Here is an 18,980-nt window from a genome sequence, read left to right as displayed (position 1 = left end):
GCAGGCTCAGGGCAAACAACTTTGTAGAAAACATCTTTTCCACATGTATGGCACTGCATAATCTCAGAATTAAAATCAACCCTTGGAACTATCATAACTAATTTACATAAACTCTATTTTATTGTCTCTTGTTTTATACTTTCAAATCCATCCGTTCTTGAATTTCCCCGTTTACAAGTCCCTGTCATGCCCCAACTAAAAAACTTACCAACTAAAAAACTCAAAAACTTACAAACTCATATACATTGGCGGATGAACTCGCGCACCTCCTTGCGACTGATGAAGAGATGATTCTCCACCGTACGCTTCGACAGGTTCAACTCCTCCGCTATATCGTCTGCCGGCTTATCCTGAAAACGGCTCATTATATATACCTTGCGGCGCTGTTCCGGAAGCGCGGACACCCGTCGGCTTTCCAGCCTCCGAAGTTCGTCCGCTACCATCCGGCTTTCAGGCTCCACGGTCGTGACCGGGAGCGTATCATATAAATACCTATCGATTTCCTGCCTTTTATAATAACGACGCAGGTAGTCGTTCAAAAGATTACGCACAATAGTAAAAAGAAAATACTTCAGCGTGTCACGGCGGATCATCATCCGATATTCAAGCAATCGTAGAAAAGCATCCTGAATCAGGTCTTCCGCATCGCTCCTGTTCTCGATGCGCCGGCAAATATAGAAGAAGACGGATTGGCGGTATTCTTCATAATATTCGGTTATCAACCGGTCAGATAGTTTAATACGGTTTTCCATGCCATTAGTGTTTTGGTTTTATGATTACGCTGCAAATGTAAAGAGGAGATAAGAAATACAAAACTTTTTACCAATCAAAGCTATCTCATGCAATGGATACAGACCAATAAGCAAATAACAAACTCATAATCAATATAATATGAAATAACAGTAGAAAGTCTCAAATAATTGTGTGACACTCTAAATCGAAGTTTTTTCCAAAAAAAACCGATTTTCACTAAGTGTTATCCCCTACTTGTCCGTATATATACCCAAAGTCTAACATTTATAAATAACATTCATGATGAAACGAAAACACATTTTTCTGGCAGCACTTGCCTTGTTGTTGGTATCAGGAAATCCAACAATATGCCGGGGACAAGAACTGGTCACCTATCCGGCTCCCGCATCCGAAGAAGTTACAATGAAACAAGACTTCACTGTCCAGGTAAGAACACCGGAAGGCGAATGGAAAAACGTAGATACGTATGCCGTCAAGGTAAAAGCTCCCGACAACGTAGAACTCGCCTCTTTGGCTTATTTCGACTTTTCCGGTACGGTAGAAGTGAAAGTCACGGCAAACGCACCGATTGAACAGGCACGTATCCGCCCCCTCTCTTACAACATCCTGCCTGATGTAGACGGGCGCAGCATCACGTTCCGACTGGACAGGCCGCGCAATCTCTCGGTAGAGGTAAACGGCGATATCTTCCATAATCTGCACCTCTTTGCCAACCCCATCGACACAAACCGTCCGGCAAATCCCCGGACGACGAAAGACTTTATCTACTTTGCACCCGGCGTGCACCAATTGCCGGGCGATACGCTCAACGTCCCATCAGGAACCACTGTTTATGTAGCCGGAGGTGCGGTAGTAAAAGGATGCATTCACGTCAAGGATGCACACGATGTGAAAATAGCAGGCCGAGGCATTGTGCATCCCGACAAAAGAGGAGAAGGAATCAGGGTAAGCTGCTCGCGCAACGTAGAGATAGAGGGACTGATTACCACCCAATGCCCCACCGGTGAGTCGGAACATGTCACCATCCGCAACGTCAAGGCTATCAGCTCATACGGTTGGGGAGACGGCATGAATGTCTTTGCCAGCAGCCATGTCCTGTTCGACGGAGTGTTCTGCCGGAACTCAGACGACTGCACCACCGTCTATGCCACCCGTTTAGGATATAAAGGCGGATGCCGCCACATCACCATGCAAAACTCCACGCTTTGGGCAGACGTATCACATCCCATTTTCATCGGCCTGCATGGCGATTCGGGCAAATTCGAAATCATGGAAGACCTGAACTATGTGAACATAGACATCCTTGACCATCATGAAAAACAAATAGATTACCAAGGCTGCCTGGCAATCAATGCAGGCGACAACAACCTGGTGCGTAACGTACGTTTCGAGAATATCCGCATCGAGGATTTCCGCCGGGGACAACTGGTCAACCTCCGCATCTTCTATAATAAGAAGTATTGTACCGCTCCCGGAAGAGGCATCGAGAACGTCCTGTTCAAGGATATCACTTACAACGGCACACATGCCGAACTGTCGCACATCATCGGCTACGACCGCGACCGCTTGGTAAGAAACATCCGCTTCGAGAACCTCCGCATCAACGGTACGGTTATCTCCGACGACATGCCCGGCAAACCTGCATGGTACAAAACAGGCGATATGGCACGGATTTTCATCGGCGAACATGTAGAAAATGTGACATTCAGCAAATAAGGTGATGCGGATCGGGATTCACCACAGAAGACACAGGTACACAGAATCTTTTAAATTTTTATGAATGTCCGCATCTTGCCAATTAACTTGTAGGGGCAGGGTTTGCCTGCCCGAATACATCCACGCAGGCGAATACGGACGGGCGAACCCCGCCCTTACATTGGCTCATTGCGGAATTCAATAAATAATATCTCTACCGGCCAAAACATTATAAGCTAATTGACTTATAAAACGGGGAAATAAGTGATTTGGCTTATTATGATGCGTTATAAGTCCTTAGTCTTATCTCGTCTAACTATCTATTTTGAAAAGTATCTATCGAAATCAGGAAAAGACACGCAACCAAGAGCCCCCGTAAACGAACATAAGTGATACGCCTGACTCACTTATGTAAATCGCCCGACTTACTTATGTTAAACGGGCAACTCACTTATGTTCGTCAAAACACATGCTTTCCTTTTTCGATTGACCATAAATGCTACGGAAAGTAATATATACTGCATCCGCAGTTTCAGTGCACTGAAACTGCCGGAGAAGATAACTTCATCGGCAGATGCAGTATATATTACTTTTCAAGTGACATAAAAGCACTGCATTACAGGAAAATTTCGTATATTTGTCGAGGAAGAATCTAAAATCCGAAAATATGAAACAGAAGATGATTGCTTTAAGCTTGGCAACCCTTGTCCTATGCGGATGCGGAAGCGCATATCAGACTACTTCCACCCTGGCTGGAGCTTCGATAGGAGGAAACGTAGGAGGAGCCATAGGAGGACTGGTAGGAAGCAACCGGCACTGGGACGGAGGTTATCGGGGTTCGGCTATCGGCACACTGGTAGGCACCTTGGCAGGAGCCGCTATCGGAGGAGCCATCAGCTCGGCACAAGAACGCAAAGCGCAGCAGGGTTACGTGGTAGAAGAGAACCATGACTATGCCCCACACCCGCAAGACGCACCGTCAAGCGTAAGCTATCTGCAAATACGTAACATCCGTTTCATTGATGAAAACCGTGACCACATCATCCAGGCGGAAGAGGGAAGCAAAGTCATCTTCGAAATTATCAATACCAGCCAAGAAACGGTATACAATGCCGTACCGATTGTACAGACCGACAACAAGCGCATATACATATCACCATCGGTCATGATAGAACAGATTGCCCCACACGACGGCATCAAATATACCGCCCACCTGAAAGGAGGGAAACGCTTGAAAGACGGCAAAGTGCTTATTCACATTGCTATAGCCGACTACGAAGGTAATGAATACGACTGGCAGGAATTTTCGCTCCCCACCAGCCGATGAATCAGTTGACGCGGTGACGAGTTAACAAGGTAACAAGGCTCTGAATAGTTTTGCCAACAATATCCGACATTCCACCAATTCGTTAGCTTGTCACCTAAAAACCTTGTCAACTCGTCAACTTGTCAACTCGTTACCTAAATCCTTGTCAACTATTTCAAATTATCGATGAACAGCAGCAAACGGTTGATGATGTTTACATCGCTTACACCACTATCGAAATCGAGCGATAACAGATTCAAATCGGGGAAGAAACGCTTCATCCGTTTTTCGATACCTTTCGATACGATGTGATTGGCAATACAGCCGAAAGGTTGCAGACTGATGACATTGTCCACTCCTCTACGGGCGCACGACATCACTTCGGCTGGAAGCAACCAGCCTTCACCAAACTGCGCACTGAGCGTTATCACCCGGCGTGCCTCTTCCGCCTCGGCAAATATATCTTCGAAAGGTGTATAATAACGGAACTTGGCAGCCGTACGGTTAACCTTTTCTATCTGCTTGCGGATATGTGCATACGCCAGTCCATGTATGAACCGGAACAAAGACTTGCGCGTCAGATGTTCTTCTTCGTCTGACCTGCTGTTGACAAAACTCTGCATAAAGAAATCAAGCAACAGTGGAGGGACAACTTCAATACGGCGTTCGATCAGCCAATCGACAATATGCCTTTGTGCAAAAGGATTAAACTTCAGGAAAATCTCTCCCACCACACCCACTTTCGGGCGTTCTTCATCGCTGCAAATCTGATTGAAATCATTGGCAGCCAACGAAAGATAACACAGCAAATCCTCTGCCTTACCGTCTAAAATGAACTGTGTCCCGGCATTCAAATACAATGTGCGCAGACGTGCAGCTTCGCCCGGCTTCCGCTCACGCACCACCGAAGCATAATAAAACTTGGCAATGCAGTCGGTATAAAGAATAGCATACATTGCCACAGGCAATAACTTGAACCAGTTGATTTTGAATCCGGGCTGACGGTTCTCTATGGCATTGCCAAAAGTGAACGACACCACCGGTACGTCTGTATATCCAGCCTCTACCAATGCTTTCCTGATAAGCCCGACATAATTGCTTGCCCGGCACTGCCCTCCTGTCTGTGTCATGGCAATCGCCGTGTGATGTGGGTCGTATTTTCCACTTTTGAATGCCTTGATTACATCACCTACTATCAGTGTAGCCGGATAACACACCTCATTATTGGCATATTTCAATCCCCATTCGCATGACTCGGTATCGCTCAACGGCAAATTTTCGACATCGTATCCAGCCACCTTCATTACTGCCGGAATCAAGGGAGAAAGGAAAGGCGTAAAGAAAGGAATCAGTATCTTACGTTTCCGGCACTCGTCTGTAAACACAGGAGTCGTTTGAAAAGGTTCTTCCGGAAGTTTCTTTCCGGTCTCATTTCCAGCCAGCTTCAGACTTTCTATCAACGAACGGATGCGCAGCTTCATCGAACCGACATTATTGATATCATCCAGTTTGAGCAATGTCAATACCTTATGATGACGTGCCAACAGGTTTCGCACTTCATCGGTAAGGAAAGCGTCAGGACCACATCCAAATGAAGTGAACTGCACGAATTGTACATCTGTATGTGCAGAAGCCCATTCGGCAGCAGCCAATATCCGGTTGGGGAAAGACCATTGCGCCAAAAAATGTACATCGCAAACCTTTATGTTACTGTGTCTCACTATATCATCGGTAATGACATAGATACCCATGCCGGCAAGCATTCCGGAAACTTTATGTTGTATCAATTCGTCCGTATGATAAGGACGGCCGGCAAGCAGAATGGTCAAAGCATGTTTCTCCTTTGCCTGACGGTAAACCTCCTCATTGTAGGCAACCAACTGACGGATATAGGCATCTTGTGCCTGTACAGCAGCCTCGAAAGCCTGTCTGATAGTACGGTCGTCTACTTGAAGACTACGGAGGTAATTCTGGCACTGTATAAACAACAGCTTCCGGTCCTTGAAACCGATAACGGGAGAATCTACCGGCACAGAAGTATCCTGTACACTATGTATTACTGCCGAATAGCCGGTCACAATCGGGCAATTGTAACTATTTTGCCCATCTTCTTGTCCTTCGTATACCACAAACGGCATGAAAATCCGGTCGACCTGCTTGTCTATCAGGTTCTGGATATGGCTGTGTACCAGTTTGGCAGGAAAACAAATATTATCGGACATCACCATACAGGCACTTGCTTCGTACCGGGAATAATTGGAAACATCGGACAAACAGACCTGCATCCCAAAAACTGCAAACAAAGCATGCCAAAACGGATATTCTTCGTACATGTTCAGGCAGCGGGGAATTCCTATTTTCAGCCTGGGACAAACCACATCGGATGTACGATTGAAAAGCAAAGCACTCTTATACTCGTAAGCATCCATCCCCTTCCCGACCGCATCGGTTCCCTGATTGATAAAAACTTTTTCACACCGGTTTCCAGAATAATACTGTGCCCCATTGTCAAACTGATACCGAATGACCAGACACTGATTGTCGCATCCTTTGCAATGCAACAGACGAGATGTATAGGAAGCCTTCGCAAGCATATCTTCCAACGTAACAGATGATACTGCCGGATGCCGTGAAGCGTACCAGGCACACCCCAAAGCTCCCATCAATTCGGGCATGTCGCAGCGGGTCACCTCGGCATCTGTCAGCAATTCCAGGGCACGCACTATAGCATCATTCCGCATCGTGCCCCCCTGTACCACAATGTGCCCCCCCAATGCTGAAGTATCTTTCAATTTCAGCACTTTATAAAGACAATTCTTCACGACCGAATAGGCAAGACCAGCAGCTATATCACCCACCGTTGCTCCTTCACGGAGTGCCTGTTTCACTTTAGAATTCATAAATACCGTACATCGGGTTCCCAAATCACAAGGAGAACCAGACAGACAAGCAGCATCAGAAAAGTCCTCCAAAGAATATCCCAGTGTACAAGCAAATGTCTCGATAAACGAGCCACACCCCGACGAACAGGCTTCATTGATTTCAATACGGTCAATAACACCATTATTCACAAAGATGGCTTTCATATCCTGTCCGCCTATATCAAGAATAAACGATACATCCGGATTCAGGTAATGTGCTGCCAAATAATGGGCAATGGTCTCCACAATGCCATGCTCCAGGTTAAAGGCAGCTTTGATAAGATCTTCTCCATAGCCTGTAGAACATCCGCCTTTGATATGTAACACGGTATGCCGTTCGGCGCACATACGCTGCAATTCTTTCAATCCGTTTTCTACAGCTTGTATCGGATTGCCTTTATTAGGAGAATAGTAGGAATATAAAACCCGGAAATCCGAATCGGTCACAACAATCTTCGTAGTAGTAGATCCGGAATCAATACCCATAAAAACATCCAAATTTCCTACAGGCAATTCGGAACGCCTCACAGCATGGCTGGAAATACGCGCTTTCCATCGAATATATGCCTCGTTATCGGCAAAAACAGGCACCAGATGCGAATGAGCAGATGCCTCATCCGGCAGTTTTTTGTCCAAGCGGGCTATCAACGAAGATAGCATGTAAAGTGTTTCCTGCTCCCCGCACGCCAATGCAGCCCCCAATGCCGGCAATAGTGTTCCATTTTCGGGCAATATTACATCGCTTTCAGAAAGTGAAAGGTATTCTGTGAAAGCTTTCCGAAGAGCCGGAATAAAGGTAAGCGGTCCTCCACAAAACAAAACCGGAGCAGCAATGGTACATCCATGTGCCAATGTAACGACCGTCTGTACCGCCACCGCATGAAAAATAGATGCAGCTATATCGGCACGATTCACATTCTTAGCTATCAGATTCTGAATATCGGTCTTACAAAACACTCCACAACGTGAGGCTATGGGATAAATACGTACAGCCTGCAAAGCCAGTTCGTTCAACTCATCGATGCTTACTCCCAACAATACAGCCATCTGGTCGATAAAAGCTCCTGTACCTCCGGCACAATTGCCGTTCATACGTAAATCTGCAGCTTTCCCTTCCTTAAAAAACACCACTTTCGCGTCTTCACCTCCTATATCAACCATCGAAGCAGTCTGGGAATAATCGTGGTGAATGGCTTTGGTGGCCGCTACAACTTCCTGAATGAAATCAAAAGCATAGCGTTCTGCAAATCCCATGCCTACCGAACCTGTTATCTTTAGCCTGATTTCCCTATCCCCGACCTTTGCCTGCAATTCCTGCAAAAGGATGATTAAAATTTCTTTTGCACGGGCATGATGTCTTTCATATTTCGAAAACAATATCCGATCCGTTTCATCCAAAGCCACAACTTTGACCGTAGTAGAACCTATATCAATTCCTATTCTAATCATAAACCATCTTCCTTTTTACAATGCAAATATCGCACATTATCCGTTGACAACGCTTATCCTCCACGAATGAAAAATGTTCAATATTTCACATTCAGCCTCCTTACACTTACTTTGGCATACGGCATTTCCTTTCCTCGTGGTCTAATATTCAGAAGCTGTTTTGAATTTATCGTGCGATGATTTGGGATGAGTTTTTGAGGCATTTTCGCTTCTGTGATGAGGAAGATAGCGGGCTATCTGACGAAGAACAGGGGCGAAAAAGACCAAAAAATCGCCCAAAGCACACACGAAAACGGATACATCAAGACAAGAAAAACTTTTTGGAGAAATTCAAAACAGCTTCTCATATAAAAAGGAACCATGACAAATGTTCCGTCATGATTCCTTCCTCATATTTCCGCACATTGTCCGATAACGGACCTACAACTATCAATTAGCCATTTCTGAAATGAACTTGATGCGCACCAACCGGATTTCTTCTTCCGTATAATCACCTCCCAGCTCACTCATGGCATCGTCTATCTTGTCTGTAGTAGACTCTTTGAAATAATCATAAATATCAAGCATGTGGTCTTCATCCATGACTTCTTCCAAAAAGTAATCGATATTCAGTTTTGTGCCAGAATAGACTATAGCCTCGATTTCATCAAGCAATTCATTAAATTCGATTCCTTTTGCTACAGCTATGTCATCAAGCGCTACTTTACGGTCAATACTTTGAATAATAGAGACTTTCAGTTTCGACTTATTGGCAACTGTACGCACACGCAAATCTTCCGGACGGTCGATTTCATTCTCCTCGCAATGCTTCTTGATCAAATCGCAGAACTCCTGTCCGTAACGTTTAGCCTTACCGGCACCCACTCCCGGAATATTCTGCAGTTCCTCCAATGTTATCGGATAGATGGTAGCCATTGCTTCCAACGACGGATCCTGAAATATGACATAAGGCGGTACATCCAGTTTCTTTGACATCTTCTTGCGCAAATCTTTCAGCATAGAGAACAGCACCGGATCAACGGCACACGAAGCACCGCCGCGCATCGGCACGTCTTCGATTTCTTCTTCATCGAAATCTGTATCTTCTACAATCTTGAACGATTTAGGCTTCTTCAAGAACTTGCGTCCCTCAGCCGTCACTTTCAGCAAGCCATAGTTTTCTACATCTTTACTTAAATATCCGGCAATCAGCGCCTGGCGAATCACGGCATTCCACAACCTTTCTTCTTCGCCCATACCCGAACCAAACACTTCCAGTTCTTCGTGTTTGTGCGCCAATACCTCGCTTGTCTCTTTTCCCAAAAGGATATCAACAATATAATCTTGTTTAAAGTTTTCTTTAACTGCAATGATTGTTTCAATCACTGCACACAATGAATCCTGAGCCTCCACTTGTTTCTTCGGATTTAAACAGTTATCACAATTACCACAATTATCTTCTGTATATTCTTCACCGAAGTAATGCAACAACACCTTTCTACGGCACACTGATGATTCGGCATAAGCTGCAGTTTCCAACAGTAATTGCTTTCCAATTTCCTGTTCGGAAACAGGCTTTCCCTGCATAAATTTTTCCAACTTCTGCAAGTCTTTGTTCGAATAGAACGTTATACATTGGCCTTCCCCTCCGTCACGTCCAGCACGCCCAGTTTCCTGATAATACCCTTCCAGGCTTTTCGGCATATCATAATGAATTACAAACCGGACATCCGGCTTGTCTATTCCCATACCGAAAGCAATGGTGGCAACAATCACATCAACGTCTTCTTTCAAAAAAGCATCCTGATTGGCATTCCGTGTAGCCGAATCCATACCGGCATGATAAGGACGCGCCTTAATGCCATTTGCCTGAAGGATTTCGGCAAGCTCCTCCACTTTCTTCCGGCTCAAACAATAAATGATACCTGATTTTTCCGGATTCTGCTTAATGAAACGGATAATATCCTTGTCTATATTATTGGTCTTAGGACGTACCTCATAATACAAGTTCGGACGATTGAAAGAAGACTTGAACTCAGTTGCATCCACCATCCCTAAATTTTTCTGGATATCCATTTTTACTTTAGGTGTAGCCGTTGCCGTCAATGCTATCACCGGAGCTTTTCCGATTTCATTGATAATCGGCCGAATACGGCGGTATTCCGGACGGAAATCATGTCCCCATTCAGAAATGCAGTGCGCCTCATCAATTGCATAAAAAGAGATTTTTACATGCTTCAGGAAATCAACATTTTCTTCTTTCGTCAATGATTCGGGAGCCACATACAACAACTTGGTTTTTCCAGCCAAGATGTCCGACTTCACCTGATCAATCGCTGATTTCGTGAGTGAAGAATTAATGAAATGCGCTACTCCATCTTCTTCGCTGTAGTTGCGCATCGCATCTACCTGATTTTTCATCAGAGCAATGAGCGGAGATATCACGATAGCCGTACCTTCCATCAATAAGGAAGGCAACTGATAACACAAAGATTTCCCTCCACCGGTAGGCATTAACACAAATGTATCTTTGCCTGCCAGCAGGTTACGAATAATAGCTTCCTGGTTTCCCTTAAATGTATCGAAACCGAAATACTTTTTCAATTGTGCTGCTAAATTGATGTTTTCCGCCATTGTCTCTTCATTTTAAGTGATGTTAGTATTCAAGTTTTTCAAGAGAATAATTCCTTTTTCCTCTTAACAAAGTTATAAACAAGTTTTGATATTATGCAAATTTCTTAGGAATAAATTCAAGAAAAAACTACTTTTTTCATCACTTTCCATGTTTTTAAGCCATTTGAAGACGCGAGATGTTCGCTTTTCCCATCTGTTCTTTCGCATAATCGAGCGTCACGACAAAGGTATCCACCTTGTGCGAAGGAACCTCGAACATCGTGTCCATCATAATGGTTTCCACGATGGAGCGCAAGCCGCGGGCTCCCAACTTATACTCGATAGCCTTATCGACAATATATTCGAACACCTCCGGCTCGAACTCCAATTTCACGCCATCCATTTCGAACAATTTGATATATTGCCTGATAATGGAATTCTTGGGTTCGGTCAGAATGTTGCGCAATGCCGTACGGTCCAACGGGTTCAGATAAGTCAGTATCGGCAAACGTCCGATAATTTCAGGAATCAGGCCGAATGACTTCAAGTCTTGAGGTGCAATATACTGCATCAAGTTCTTGCGGTCGATATTCACCGTATTCTTTGCTGCACCATATCCTACCACGTGCGTATTCAGGCGCTGGGCAATCTTACGTTCTATCCCATCGAACGCCCCTCCACAAATAAACAAGATGTTCTTTGTATTCACCGGAATAAGCTTCTGCTCCGGATGCTTACGTCCGCCCTGAGGAGGCACATTGACGATAGACCCTTCCAAGAGCTTCAGCAAACCTTGCTGAACCCCTTCACCACTGACGTCACGGGTAATAGAAGGATTATCCCCCTTACGGGCTATCTTGTCTATTTCATCAATAAACACAATACCTCGTTCTGCCTCGGCAACATTGTAGTCTGCTACCTGCAACAGGCGGGTGAGGATGCTTTCGATATCTTCGCCCACATAACCGGCTTCGGTCAAGACCGTAGCATCGACAATGGTAAAAGGTACGTGCAGCAACTTGGCTATGGTACGCGCCAGCAATGTCTTTCCAGTTCCTGTGCTTCCTACCATTATGATATTCGACTTCTCGATTTCCACATCATCTTTGCTCTCGGGCTGCAACAAACGCTTGTAATGATTGTAAACAGCCACCGAAAGGTAACGCTTGGCACTATCTTGCCCGATAACGTATTGGTCAAGAAACTCCTTGATTTCTTTCGGTTTCGGTAAATCCTGCAAATTCAGATTCAAACCGTTTCCTTTCTGGCGAACAGCTTCCTGTACGATTTCATGCGCCTGTTCGGCACAACTGTCGCAAATACATCCGTTGACCCCCGTTATCAAAAAGCCCACTTCATTTTCCGACCGTCCACAAAAGCTGCAACGCCGTTTGCCTCTTTGATTCGTTTTATCTTCCAATTTTCTTGTTTTTTAGTTGAAAAAGTCAACAAGCTGGCAAGACTTCTTAATTACCATTCAGGTCTTTGCCAACTTGTTATCTGATACTTTGTTTACTCGTTAATACTACAATACCGGTTTACGCGACAACACTTCGTCAATCATACCATATTCCTTGGCCTCTTGTGCTGTCATCCAGTAATCACGGTCCGAGTCTGCCCATACCTTATCGAAATCGGTATGCGAATGTTCGGCGATAATCGTGTACAATTCTTTCTTCAATTTCTGTATTTCACGTGCCGTAATCTCAATGTCGGATGCCTGCCCCTGTGCTCCTCCCATCGGCTGATGAATCATCACCCGTGAATGCGTCAACGCAGACCGCTTGCCTTCCTTGCCAGCCACCAGCAACACCGCAGCCATCGAAGCAGCCATACCGGTACAAATGGTAGCCACATCACTACCGATAAACTGCATTGTGTCATAAATACCCAGACCGGCATATACCGACCCGCCCGGAGAATTGATATAAATAGAAATGTCTTTACCCGAATCTACTGAATCCAGATACAGCAGCTGTGCCTGCAAGGTATTGGCTGTATAATCATCAATCTGGGTTCCGAGGAAAATGATGCGGTCCATCATCAAACGCGAGAACACATCAAGCTGCGTCACATTCAGCTGACGTTCTTCCAAAATATAAGGATTCAAATAACCTGCCTGCGACTTGATTACGTCATCAAGCACCATGCTGTTCATGCCTAAATGCTTGACAGCATATTTTCTAAAATCATCCATTCGTCTATTAAGTTTTTAATTGTGTTTTAATCTGAATAAAAAGAGAAGCTTTTAAACTGGCCTCTTCTTTCCGCTTGGGCAAAAGTACAAAAACTTCCACTCACTTAACGGAATGCCAGATTAAAAGCTCCTCTTTTAGCAAGTTTTAGCAATTCGCCTTCACCACAGGAAGGAAATCACTCAAACATCTTATTGAATTCTTCTGCCGAAACGGCCTTGTGGTTTAATGTAACCTGTGCTTTCAATGCTTCTGCCAGCTTGCTTTCCACAGCACGGTTTACCAAAGCTTCCACACTTTCGCGTTTCTTCAACATTTCCTTCGAATAGTTATCCAGCAGTTCATCCGGAACATTGATCATGCCATACTGGGCAAATTGAGCACGAGTAGCTTCCTTGGCCATTTCGTTAATATCTGCCTGTTCTATTTTAATTCCGTTGGCAGCCACCAGTTTTTCCTTAATCAGGTGCCAAGTCAGTTCTTCCAGGCTCTTCTCATAGTGTTCTGAAACGAACTCTTCGCCTTTATCCTTGTTGTTTTCCAGCATGATGCGCTTCATCAACTCATCAGCGAACTGCAATTTTCCGATTTTTCCGGATACATACGAGCGCACATCAATCAAGAATTTATAATCACTGTCTGCTTCGTATTGCTTGGCAATGGTTTCCTTGATTTGTGCACGGAATTCCTCTTCACTATGCGCCTTGCCTTCACCCAAAACCTGATCGAACAGTTCCTGATTCAAGTCTCCCGGAATCATACGTGTAATCTCTTCTATCTGGAAGCTGAAATTGCCGGTATGTGCACCCACTTCTTCTTTCTTGATTTTCAAAAGTGACGACAATTCGGCTTCATTGTTGTCGAAAGCAACAGACGGGTTGAACACCAACACAGTATTCACTTTCGCACCGTTGAATACAGCCTTCTGGTCATCATTCTTCATATAAGTAGGCATCATTACTGCACCTTCTACCTGAATGCCGCCTTCTTTGGTATTTCCGTTTTCATCCAATTCGGCAAGCAAACCTTTCAACAAATCATTGTCCTGATAGTCTTCCACCTTTTCATATTTGGCCGTACGCTGAGTATACAACTTCACCTGTTGGTCTACCATCTCGTCTGTGACATTGATGTCGTAATAATCAATGGTATCAGCAGCCGACAAATCTACTGTAAATTCGGGAGCCAAGGCAATATCGAAAGAGAATTCAAAGTTTTCGTCATTGGCAAAATCTACATTGCTTTCTTTGGGAAGCGGAGCGCCCAACATATCCACTTTATTTTCACGAATATATTCGTTCACCTTTTCCTGCATCAATTTGTCAACTTCCTCTACCAATACTGACGTACCATACTGCTTCTTGAGCAATGTCATCGGAACCATGCCTTTGCGAAATCCCGGCATATTCACGTTCTGACGAAGCTTTTTCAATGTTTTTTCTACTTTTTCCTGATAGTCAGCTTTTTCAATCTGAACGGTAAGCACCGCGCTCACCTTGTCTACATTTTGCAATGAAATATTCATTTCCGACTTATTGTTTTAATTACTACTATATTTCCTATTCAATTTTTGAGGTTGCAAAAATAGTGTTTAATCTTACAATAACCAAAAAGTCAACGTAAAATTTCACAAAACACCTGGCAGATAATGCTATTCGCGTATATCTCTCATCTGAAAATCTTTCCGGCGGAGCACAAAACTGTTACTCAAATATTTCTCACGCACAATCTTGTTGGCCGCCAGTTCCTCGGGTGTGCCTTGAAACAAGATTTTACCTTCGAACAACAGGTAAGCCCGGTCAGTAATGCTCAATGTTTCCTGCACATTATGGTCGGTAATCAGAATGCCGATGTTCTTATCTTTCAATCTCCATACAATATGCTGGATGTCTTCTACAGCAATAGGGTCGACTCCGGCAAAAGGCTCGTCCAACATGATAAACTTAGGGTCGATGGCTAAGCATCGGGCTATTTCCGTACGCCGACGCTCTCCCCCTGACAACTGGTCCCCCAAGTTCTTCCGGACCTTCTGCAGACGAAATTCGGCTATAAGACTTTCCAGCTTTTCCTTCTGATACTCTTTCGAAGTCTTGGTCAGCTCCAATACTGAAGCGATATTGTCTTCCACGCTCATCTTCCTGAATACGGAAGCTTCCTGCGCCAGATAACCGATACCGTTCTGCGCACGCTTGTACACCGGATAGCTGGTTATATCCTGGTCGTTCAAGTAAATATGTCCCTCATTGGGCACAATCAGTCCCGTCGTCATATAAAAAGAAGTGGTCTTCCCTGCCCCGTTCGGCCCCAGAAGCCCCACGATTTCCCCTTGCTTCACATTAATGGAAACGTGGCTCACCACGGTACGCTTGCCATACTTCTTCACCAAATTCTCAGTACGAAGCACCATACGTCCGTCAGCCGGAAGCTCGAAATTGCCTGTAGCCTGTTGCTGGTTTTCCTGTTCTGCCATATTGCTCTAAAATTCGTTTGCGTGATAAAAATCTTCGGCAAAAGTAGTAAAAAACTTGGGTTATGTGGTCATTCGCCCTAATTTCCTCTTCCCTTTTATTATAATATAGCTAAAAAACCGTACTTTTGCACTAAAATCAGACTTGAATAAGATATGGTAAAGCCAATTTCAAACTTCGGAAAATACATCATGCTTATGGGCAGGGTATTCGCCCGTCCTGAACGGTTCAGGATGTATTTCAAACAATACGTCAACGAAATGGCACAGCTGGGCATCAATTCCATCGGAATCGTCCTGCTGATTTCCTTTTTCATCGGCGCAGTCATCTGCATCCAAATCAAGCTCAATATAGAAAGCCCTTGGATGCCACGTTTCGTGGTCGGCTATACGACCCGTGAAATCTTGTTGCTGGAATTTTCCTCCTCCATCATGTGTTTGATTCTTGCCGGAAAGGTGGGCTCGAACATTGCATCCGAACTGGGAACCATGCGCGTCACCCAACAGATAGATGCACTCGACATCATGGGCGTAAATTCGGCATCGTACCTGATTCTCCCTAAAATAATCGGACTGATGACCATGATTCCCCTTCTGGTGGTATTCAGCATCTTTGCGGGCATTATCGGAGCCTTCTGTACTGCCTGGTTTGCCGGCATCATGAATGCCACCGACCTGGAATATGGTATCCAGTACAGTTTCGTGGAATGGTATGTGTGGTGCAGTTTCATCAAGTCGTTGTTCTTTGCTTTCATCATCGCCAGCGTTTCGGCTTTCTTTGGATATACAGTCGAAGGCGGTTCCATAGCAGTGGGTAAAGCAAGTACCGACGCTGTAGTATCGAGCAGCGTACTGATTCTGTTTTCCGACCTGATTCTAACCCAATTACTCAGCTAAAGCGAAACCAATCATGATAGAAATAAAATCAATATACAAATCTTTCGAAGACAAGAATGTGCTGGAAGACATCAGCTTCACTTTCGAAAACGGGAAAACCAACCTGATTATCGGACAGAGTGGCTCAGGAAAAACCGTGCTGATGAAATGCCTGGTAGGACTGCTCGCTCCCAATAAAGGTGAAGTATTATACGACGGGCGTAACTTTCTCACAATGGACAAGAAAGAAAAAAAATCATTACGCAGAGAAATGGGGATGATTTTCCAAAGTGCAGCTTTGTTCGATTCGCTCACCGTACTGGAAAACGTGATGTTTCCCCTCGACATGTTTTCCAACAAGAATTACAACGAGCGGGTCAAACGTGCCCAGTTTTGTCTGGACCGGGTCAACCTGCTTGATGCCCAAAAGAAATATCCCGGCGAAATAAGTGGAGGTATGCAGAAACGTGTGGCAATCGCCCGTGCCATTGCTCTTCAGCCCCAATACCTGTTTTGTGACGAACCCAACTCCGGACTGGACCCGAAGACATCGCTGGTAATTGACGAGCTGGTACACGACATTACCACAGAATACAATATGACCACCATCATCAACACCCATGACATGAACTCGGTATTAGGTATCGGCGATAGCATCCTTTACATTTACCAAGGGCACAAGGAATGGGAAGGCAACAAAGACCAGGTATTCAGTGCCACAAACGAACGGCTGAACAATTTCATCTTTGCTTCCGACCTGCTTCGGAAAGTGAAGACCGAAGAGGCCTCGAAAGTAAAATAACCTTTGCAAAAGAAATGAACCTATGTTCATCAGCCCACGAACTTATCTTCGCCCGCTGATGAACATAGGTTCATAAGCATACGGACCTATATCCGCCCATATCATCTTTTATACTTCCAGTTGTATTTCATCACCAAGTCAAGGAATGTCAAAGAGGCTTCCTTCATCCGGTTCTCCATTGTTGCAATCCGATTCTGGATGTAAATGTAAAACACATAAAGCACAATGGCCGCAACCAAAGCAAATATCATAGGAAACAGAGCCGTACGTATATTCCCCGCCATATCCGATACCGAAAATCCACCGGTATAGCAAAGAGAATCAAAAGCCATAGCCATACCAATTACTGTGCCCAATACGCCTAACGCCAACGTCGTGACAATAAACATCCTTATCCACAAGCACCTTTTCTTCAGATTACCCGATTGTACTTCCCGATAAGAAACGACCATCCGTTCTACCACATCCGAGTCCTCATCGATTCTCGACAAGCCGTGATAACAAACAGCCGCTACTGGTCCACGCGTGTTATGACAAAGATTCGTAGCTCCTTCCACATCACCTTTTTCCAATGCAGACGCTACTTTTTCCATCAATTTCCGGATATCGATATCCGCCAAGCCCAACGACAGGATACGCTCTACGCAACAAGCCAAGCCTAATACGAAAGCAATGCCGACCAATGACATCAAGCCAGAATCTCCTTCTTTCCATCCTGAGGTCAGAACTCCGGGCACACCTCTTTGCCCAGCGGTCTCAACTGTGTCCTTGTCCATCACCTCATACTCTTCCGCTTGTTCGAATCCCTTGCTAATATCTGCATCTTGAGCCCTTGCAGAATGAACCATTCCCAATGACAGAATACCTGCCACCGCGAAAAATGCAAAAAACTTCTTCATCTTGGATTTGTTTAAAGATTCATATAAGACCTGATAAATCTTACCTTGCTGCGGAGAGAACGGGATTCGAACCCGTGATACGCTTTTGACGTATACACGCTTTCCAGGCGTGCCTCTTCAACCACTCGAGCATCTCTCCTTGACTCTTATGACCGTATCTTAGAAATTCGTGTGCAAAAGTATTCTTTATTTTTGGTTTTGCCTAAGATTTGGCGTACAAAAGTCTTCCAGCAAAGATGAATTTAATATATTTTAAAAACTTTCAGTGCGTTTGCTGATGTCACAGAGGCTATTCCAGCCATCGGGACTCCATAAATCTCAGACAACCTCTCTGCTACTTTCACAATAAATGCACTTTCGTTCCGCTTTCCCCGATAAGGCACCGGAGCCAAATAAGGCGAGTCGGTCTCCAGCACCAAACGCTCTAATGGCACCGACGATGCCAATACAGCCGGTAAGGTACTCTTCTTGAATGTCACAACGCCATTTATCCCCAACATAAAACCGGGATAATCCAACAAGCGGAGCGCCTCTTCCTCTGTACCTGTAAAACTATGGAAAATACCTGTCAGACTCTTTTTGTCATACCGCGAAAGCACTTCCAACAATTCGGAACAGGCGGCACGGCAATGGATGACCAACGGCAAACCATACGTCAATGCCCATTCTATCTGTCTGTGCAACACCTCTACCTGCTCTTTCAGGTAAGTCTTGTCCCAATACAAGTCAAGCCCCACCTCTCCGATACCATAAAACCTCCTGTCTGAATGCAACCACCGTTCTACACGCTCCAGACGGATTTTCCAATCAGCATCTACCGATGTGGGATGCAATCCAATCATCGGATAACATCCTTCATGTTCGTCGCACAAAGCCAGCATCTGCTCTACCGATGCATCATCAATGTTGGGCATAAACAAACGTGTCACTCCTGCTTCACGGGCACGAATCAATGCCAGTTCGCGGTCTCCGTCAAACTCTTCGACAAACAAGTGTGTGTGTGTATCTATCAAATGAGCCATAAC

At 44.8% G+C, this 18,980-nt stretch carries 14 protein-coding genes and 1 tRNA gene; 5 read left to right on the top strand and 10 right to left on the bottom strand.

Going from position 1 to position 18,980, the window contains the following annotated elements:
• Window positions 1-236 precede the first annotated feature (236 nt).
• Window positions 237-752: a sigma-70 family RNA polymerase sigma factor gene (locus tag B5F25_RS10900; RefSeq protein WP_087249554.1), complete on the bottom strand. Its 516-nt coding sequence runs from the start codon at window positions 750-752 to the stop codon at window positions 237-239.
• A 283-nt stretch (window positions 753-1,035) separates the two neighbouring features.
• On the opposite strand from B5F25_RS10900, the gene B5F25_RS10895 reads away from it, so the two are divergent.
• Both B5F25_RS10895 and B5F25_RS10890 read left to right on the top strand, forming a co-directional pair.
• Window positions 1,036-2,469 (top strand): glycosyl hydrolase family 28 protein, encoded by a 1,434-nt coding sequence (locus tag B5F25_RS10895; RefSeq protein ID WP_087249558.1) that lies wholly within the window; start codon window positions 1,036-1,038, stop codon window positions 2,467-2,469.
• Window positions 2,470-3,115: 646 nt separating this feature from the next.
• On the top strand, window positions 3,116-3,775 hold the full coding sequence (locus tag B5F25_RS10890; protein ID WP_022040074.1) for a hypothetical protein: 660 nt from the start codon (window positions 3,116-3,118) through the stop codon (window positions 3,773-3,775).
• Between the two features lie 149 nt (window positions 3,776-3,924).
• Here B5F25_RS10890 and B5F25_RS10885 read toward each other — a convergent pair whose 3' ends face one another.
• Entirely contained in the window at window positions 3,925-8,124 is a 4,200-nt protein-coding gene (locus tag B5F25_RS10885) for an acyl-CoA dehydratase activase (RefSeq protein ID WP_087249552.1), read from the bottom strand.
• Window positions 8,125-8,300: 176 nt separating this feature from the next.
• On the opposite strand from B5F25_RS10885, the gene B5F25_RS21740 reads away from it, so the two are divergent.
• Window positions 8,301-8,561: a hypothetical protein gene (locus B5F25_RS21740; RefSeq protein ID WP_158098046.1), complete on the top strand. Its 261-nt coding sequence runs from the start codon at window positions 8,301-8,303 to the stop codon at window positions 8,559-8,561.
• On the opposite strand, the gene recQ is transcribed toward B5F25_RS21740, so the two are convergent.
• The 5 genes from recQ to lptB all read right to left on the bottom strand — a co-directional run bounded on the left by recQ (window position 8,554) and on the right by lptB (window position 15,381).
• Complete coding sequence (recQ, locus tag B5F25_RS10880; protein ID WP_087208545.1) at window positions 8,554-10,737, bottom strand: DNA helicase RecQ; 2,184 nt, start codon at window positions 10,735-10,737, stop codon at window positions 8,554-8,556. The two genes, B5F25_RS21740 and recQ, sit on opposite strands and share 8 nt — an antisense overlap.
• A 154-nt stretch (window positions 10,738-10,891) precedes the next feature.
• Window positions 10,892-12,136, bottom strand: a complete 1,245-nt coding sequence (gene clpX / locus B5F25_RS10875; RefSeq protein WP_022040077.1) for an ATP-dependent Clp protease ATP-binding subunit ClpX — start codon at window positions 12,134-12,136, stop codon at window positions 10,892-10,894.
• Window positions 12,137-12,241: 105 nt separating this feature from the next.
• The gene (gene clpP / locus B5F25_RS10870; RefSeq protein ID WP_022040078.1) at window positions 12,242-12,913 is read right to left on the bottom strand and encodes an ATP-dependent Clp endopeptidase proteolytic subunit ClpP; all 672 of its coding nucleotides are present in this window, start codon (window positions 12,911-12,913) and stop codon (window positions 12,242-12,244) included.
• Between the two features lie 176 nt (window positions 12,914-13,089).
• Window positions 13,090-14,436: a trigger factor gene (tig, locus tag B5F25_RS10865; protein ID WP_022040079.1), complete on the bottom strand. Its 1,347-nt coding sequence runs from the start codon at window positions 14,434-14,436 to the stop codon at window positions 13,090-13,092.
• Between the two features lie 126 nt (window positions 14,437-14,562).
• The gene (gene lptB / locus B5F25_RS10860; RefSeq protein ID WP_022040080.1) at window positions 14,563-15,381 is read right to left on the bottom strand and encodes an LPS export ABC transporter ATP-binding protein; all 819 of its coding nucleotides are present in this window, start codon (window positions 15,379-15,381) and stop codon (window positions 14,563-14,565) included.
• Between the two features lie 153 nt (window positions 15,382-15,534).
• Here lptB and B5F25_RS10855 point away from each other — a divergent pair, with 153 nt between their 5' ends.
• Both B5F25_RS10855 and B5F25_RS10850 read left to right on the top strand, forming a co-directional pair.
• Window positions 15,535-16,275 (top strand): ABC transporter permease, encoded by a 741-nt coding sequence (locus B5F25_RS10855; protein ID WP_022040081.1) that lies wholly within the window; start codon window positions 15,535-15,537, stop codon window positions 16,273-16,275.
• Between the two features lie 13 nt (window positions 16,276-16,288).
• Window positions 16,289-17,056 (top strand): ABC transporter ATP-binding protein, encoded by a 768-nt coding sequence (locus B5F25_RS10850; protein WP_022040082.1) that lies wholly within the window; start codon window positions 16,289-16,291, stop codon window positions 17,054-17,056.
• A gap of 101 nt (window positions 17,057-17,157) precedes the next feature.
• Here B5F25_RS10850 and B5F25_RS10845 read toward each other — a convergent pair whose 3' ends face one another.
• From B5F25_RS10845 to B5F25_RS10835, 3 genes are all read right to left on the bottom strand, one after another.
• Window positions 17,158-17,955, bottom strand: coding sequence for a MotA/TolQ/ExbB proton channel family protein (locus B5F25_RS10845; RefSeq protein WP_022040083.1), 798 nt, complete (start codon window positions 17,953-17,955; stop codon window positions 17,158-17,160).
• 51 nt (window positions 17,956-18,006) lie between these two features.
• A tRNA-Ser gene (locus B5F25_RS10840) sits at window positions 18,007-18,094 on the bottom strand.
• 103 nt (window positions 18,095-18,197) lie between these two features.
• On the bottom strand, window positions 18,198-18,977 hold the full coding sequence (locus B5F25_RS10835; RefSeq protein ID WP_087249550.1) for a TatD family hydrolase: 780 nt from the start codon (window positions 18,975-18,977) through the stop codon (window positions 18,198-18,200).
• Window positions 18,978-18,980 lie beyond the last annotated feature (3 nt).

The organism is Bacteroides sp. An19 (assembly GCF_002160215.1).
Taxonomy (GTDB): domain Bacteria; phylum Bacteroidota; class Bacteroidia; order Bacteroidales; family Bacteroidaceae; genus Phocaeicola; species Phocaeicola intestinalis.
This window is presented reverse-complemented; position numbering and strand designations above follow the sequence as displayed.

Bases quoted from the DNA above. Each gene is read 5' to 3' on its own strand.
- B5F25_RS10900 (WP_087249554.1), bottom strand. From the start codon at position 752: ATGGAAAACCGTATTAAACTATCTGACCGGTTGATAACCGAATATTAT.
- B5F25_RS10895 (WP_087249558.1), top strand. From the start codon at position 1,036: ATGAAACGAAAACACATTTTTCTGGCAGCACTTGCCTTGTTGTTGGTA.
- B5F25_RS10890 (WP_022040074.1), top strand. From the start codon at position 3,116: ATGAAACAGAAGATGATTGCTTTAAGCTTGGCAACCCTTGTCCTATGC.
- B5F25_RS10885 (WP_087249552.1), bottom strand. From the start codon at position 8,124: ATGATTAGAATAGGAATTGATATAGGTTCTACTACGGTCAAAGTTGTG.
- B5F25_RS21740 (WP_158098046.1), top strand. From the start codon at position 8,301: ATGATTTGGGATGAGTTTTTGAGGCATTTTCGCTTCTGTGATGAGGAA.
- recQ (WP_087208545.1), bottom strand. From the start codon at position 10,737: ATGGCGGAAAACATCAATTTAGCAGCACAATTGAAAAAGTATTTCGGT.
- clpP (WP_022040078.1), bottom strand. From the start codon at position 12,913: ATGGATGATTTTAGAAAATATGCTGTCAAGCATTTAGGCATGAACAGC.
- tig (WP_022040079.1), bottom strand. From the start codon at position 14,436: ATGAATATTTCATTGCAAAATGTAGACAAGGTGAGCGCGGTGCTTACC.
- lptB (WP_022040080.1), bottom strand. From the start codon at position 15,381: ATGGCAGAACAGGAAAACCAGCAACAGGCTACAGGCAATTTCGAGCTT.
- B5F25_RS10855 (WP_022040081.1), top strand. From the start codon at position 15,535: ATGGTAAAGCCAATTTCAAACTTCGGAAAATACATCATGCTTATGGGC.
- B5F25_RS10850 (WP_022040082.1), top strand. From the start codon at position 16,289: ATGATAGAAATAAAATCAATATACAAATCTTTCGAAGACAAGAATGTG.
- B5F25_RS10845 (WP_022040083.1), bottom strand. From the start codon at position 17,955: ATGAAGAAGTTTTTTGCATTTTTCGCGGTGGCAGGTATTCTGTCATTG.
- B5F25_RS10835 (WP_087249550.1), bottom strand. From the start codon at position 18,977: ATGGCTCATTTGATAGATACACACACACACTTGTTTGTCGAAGAGTTT.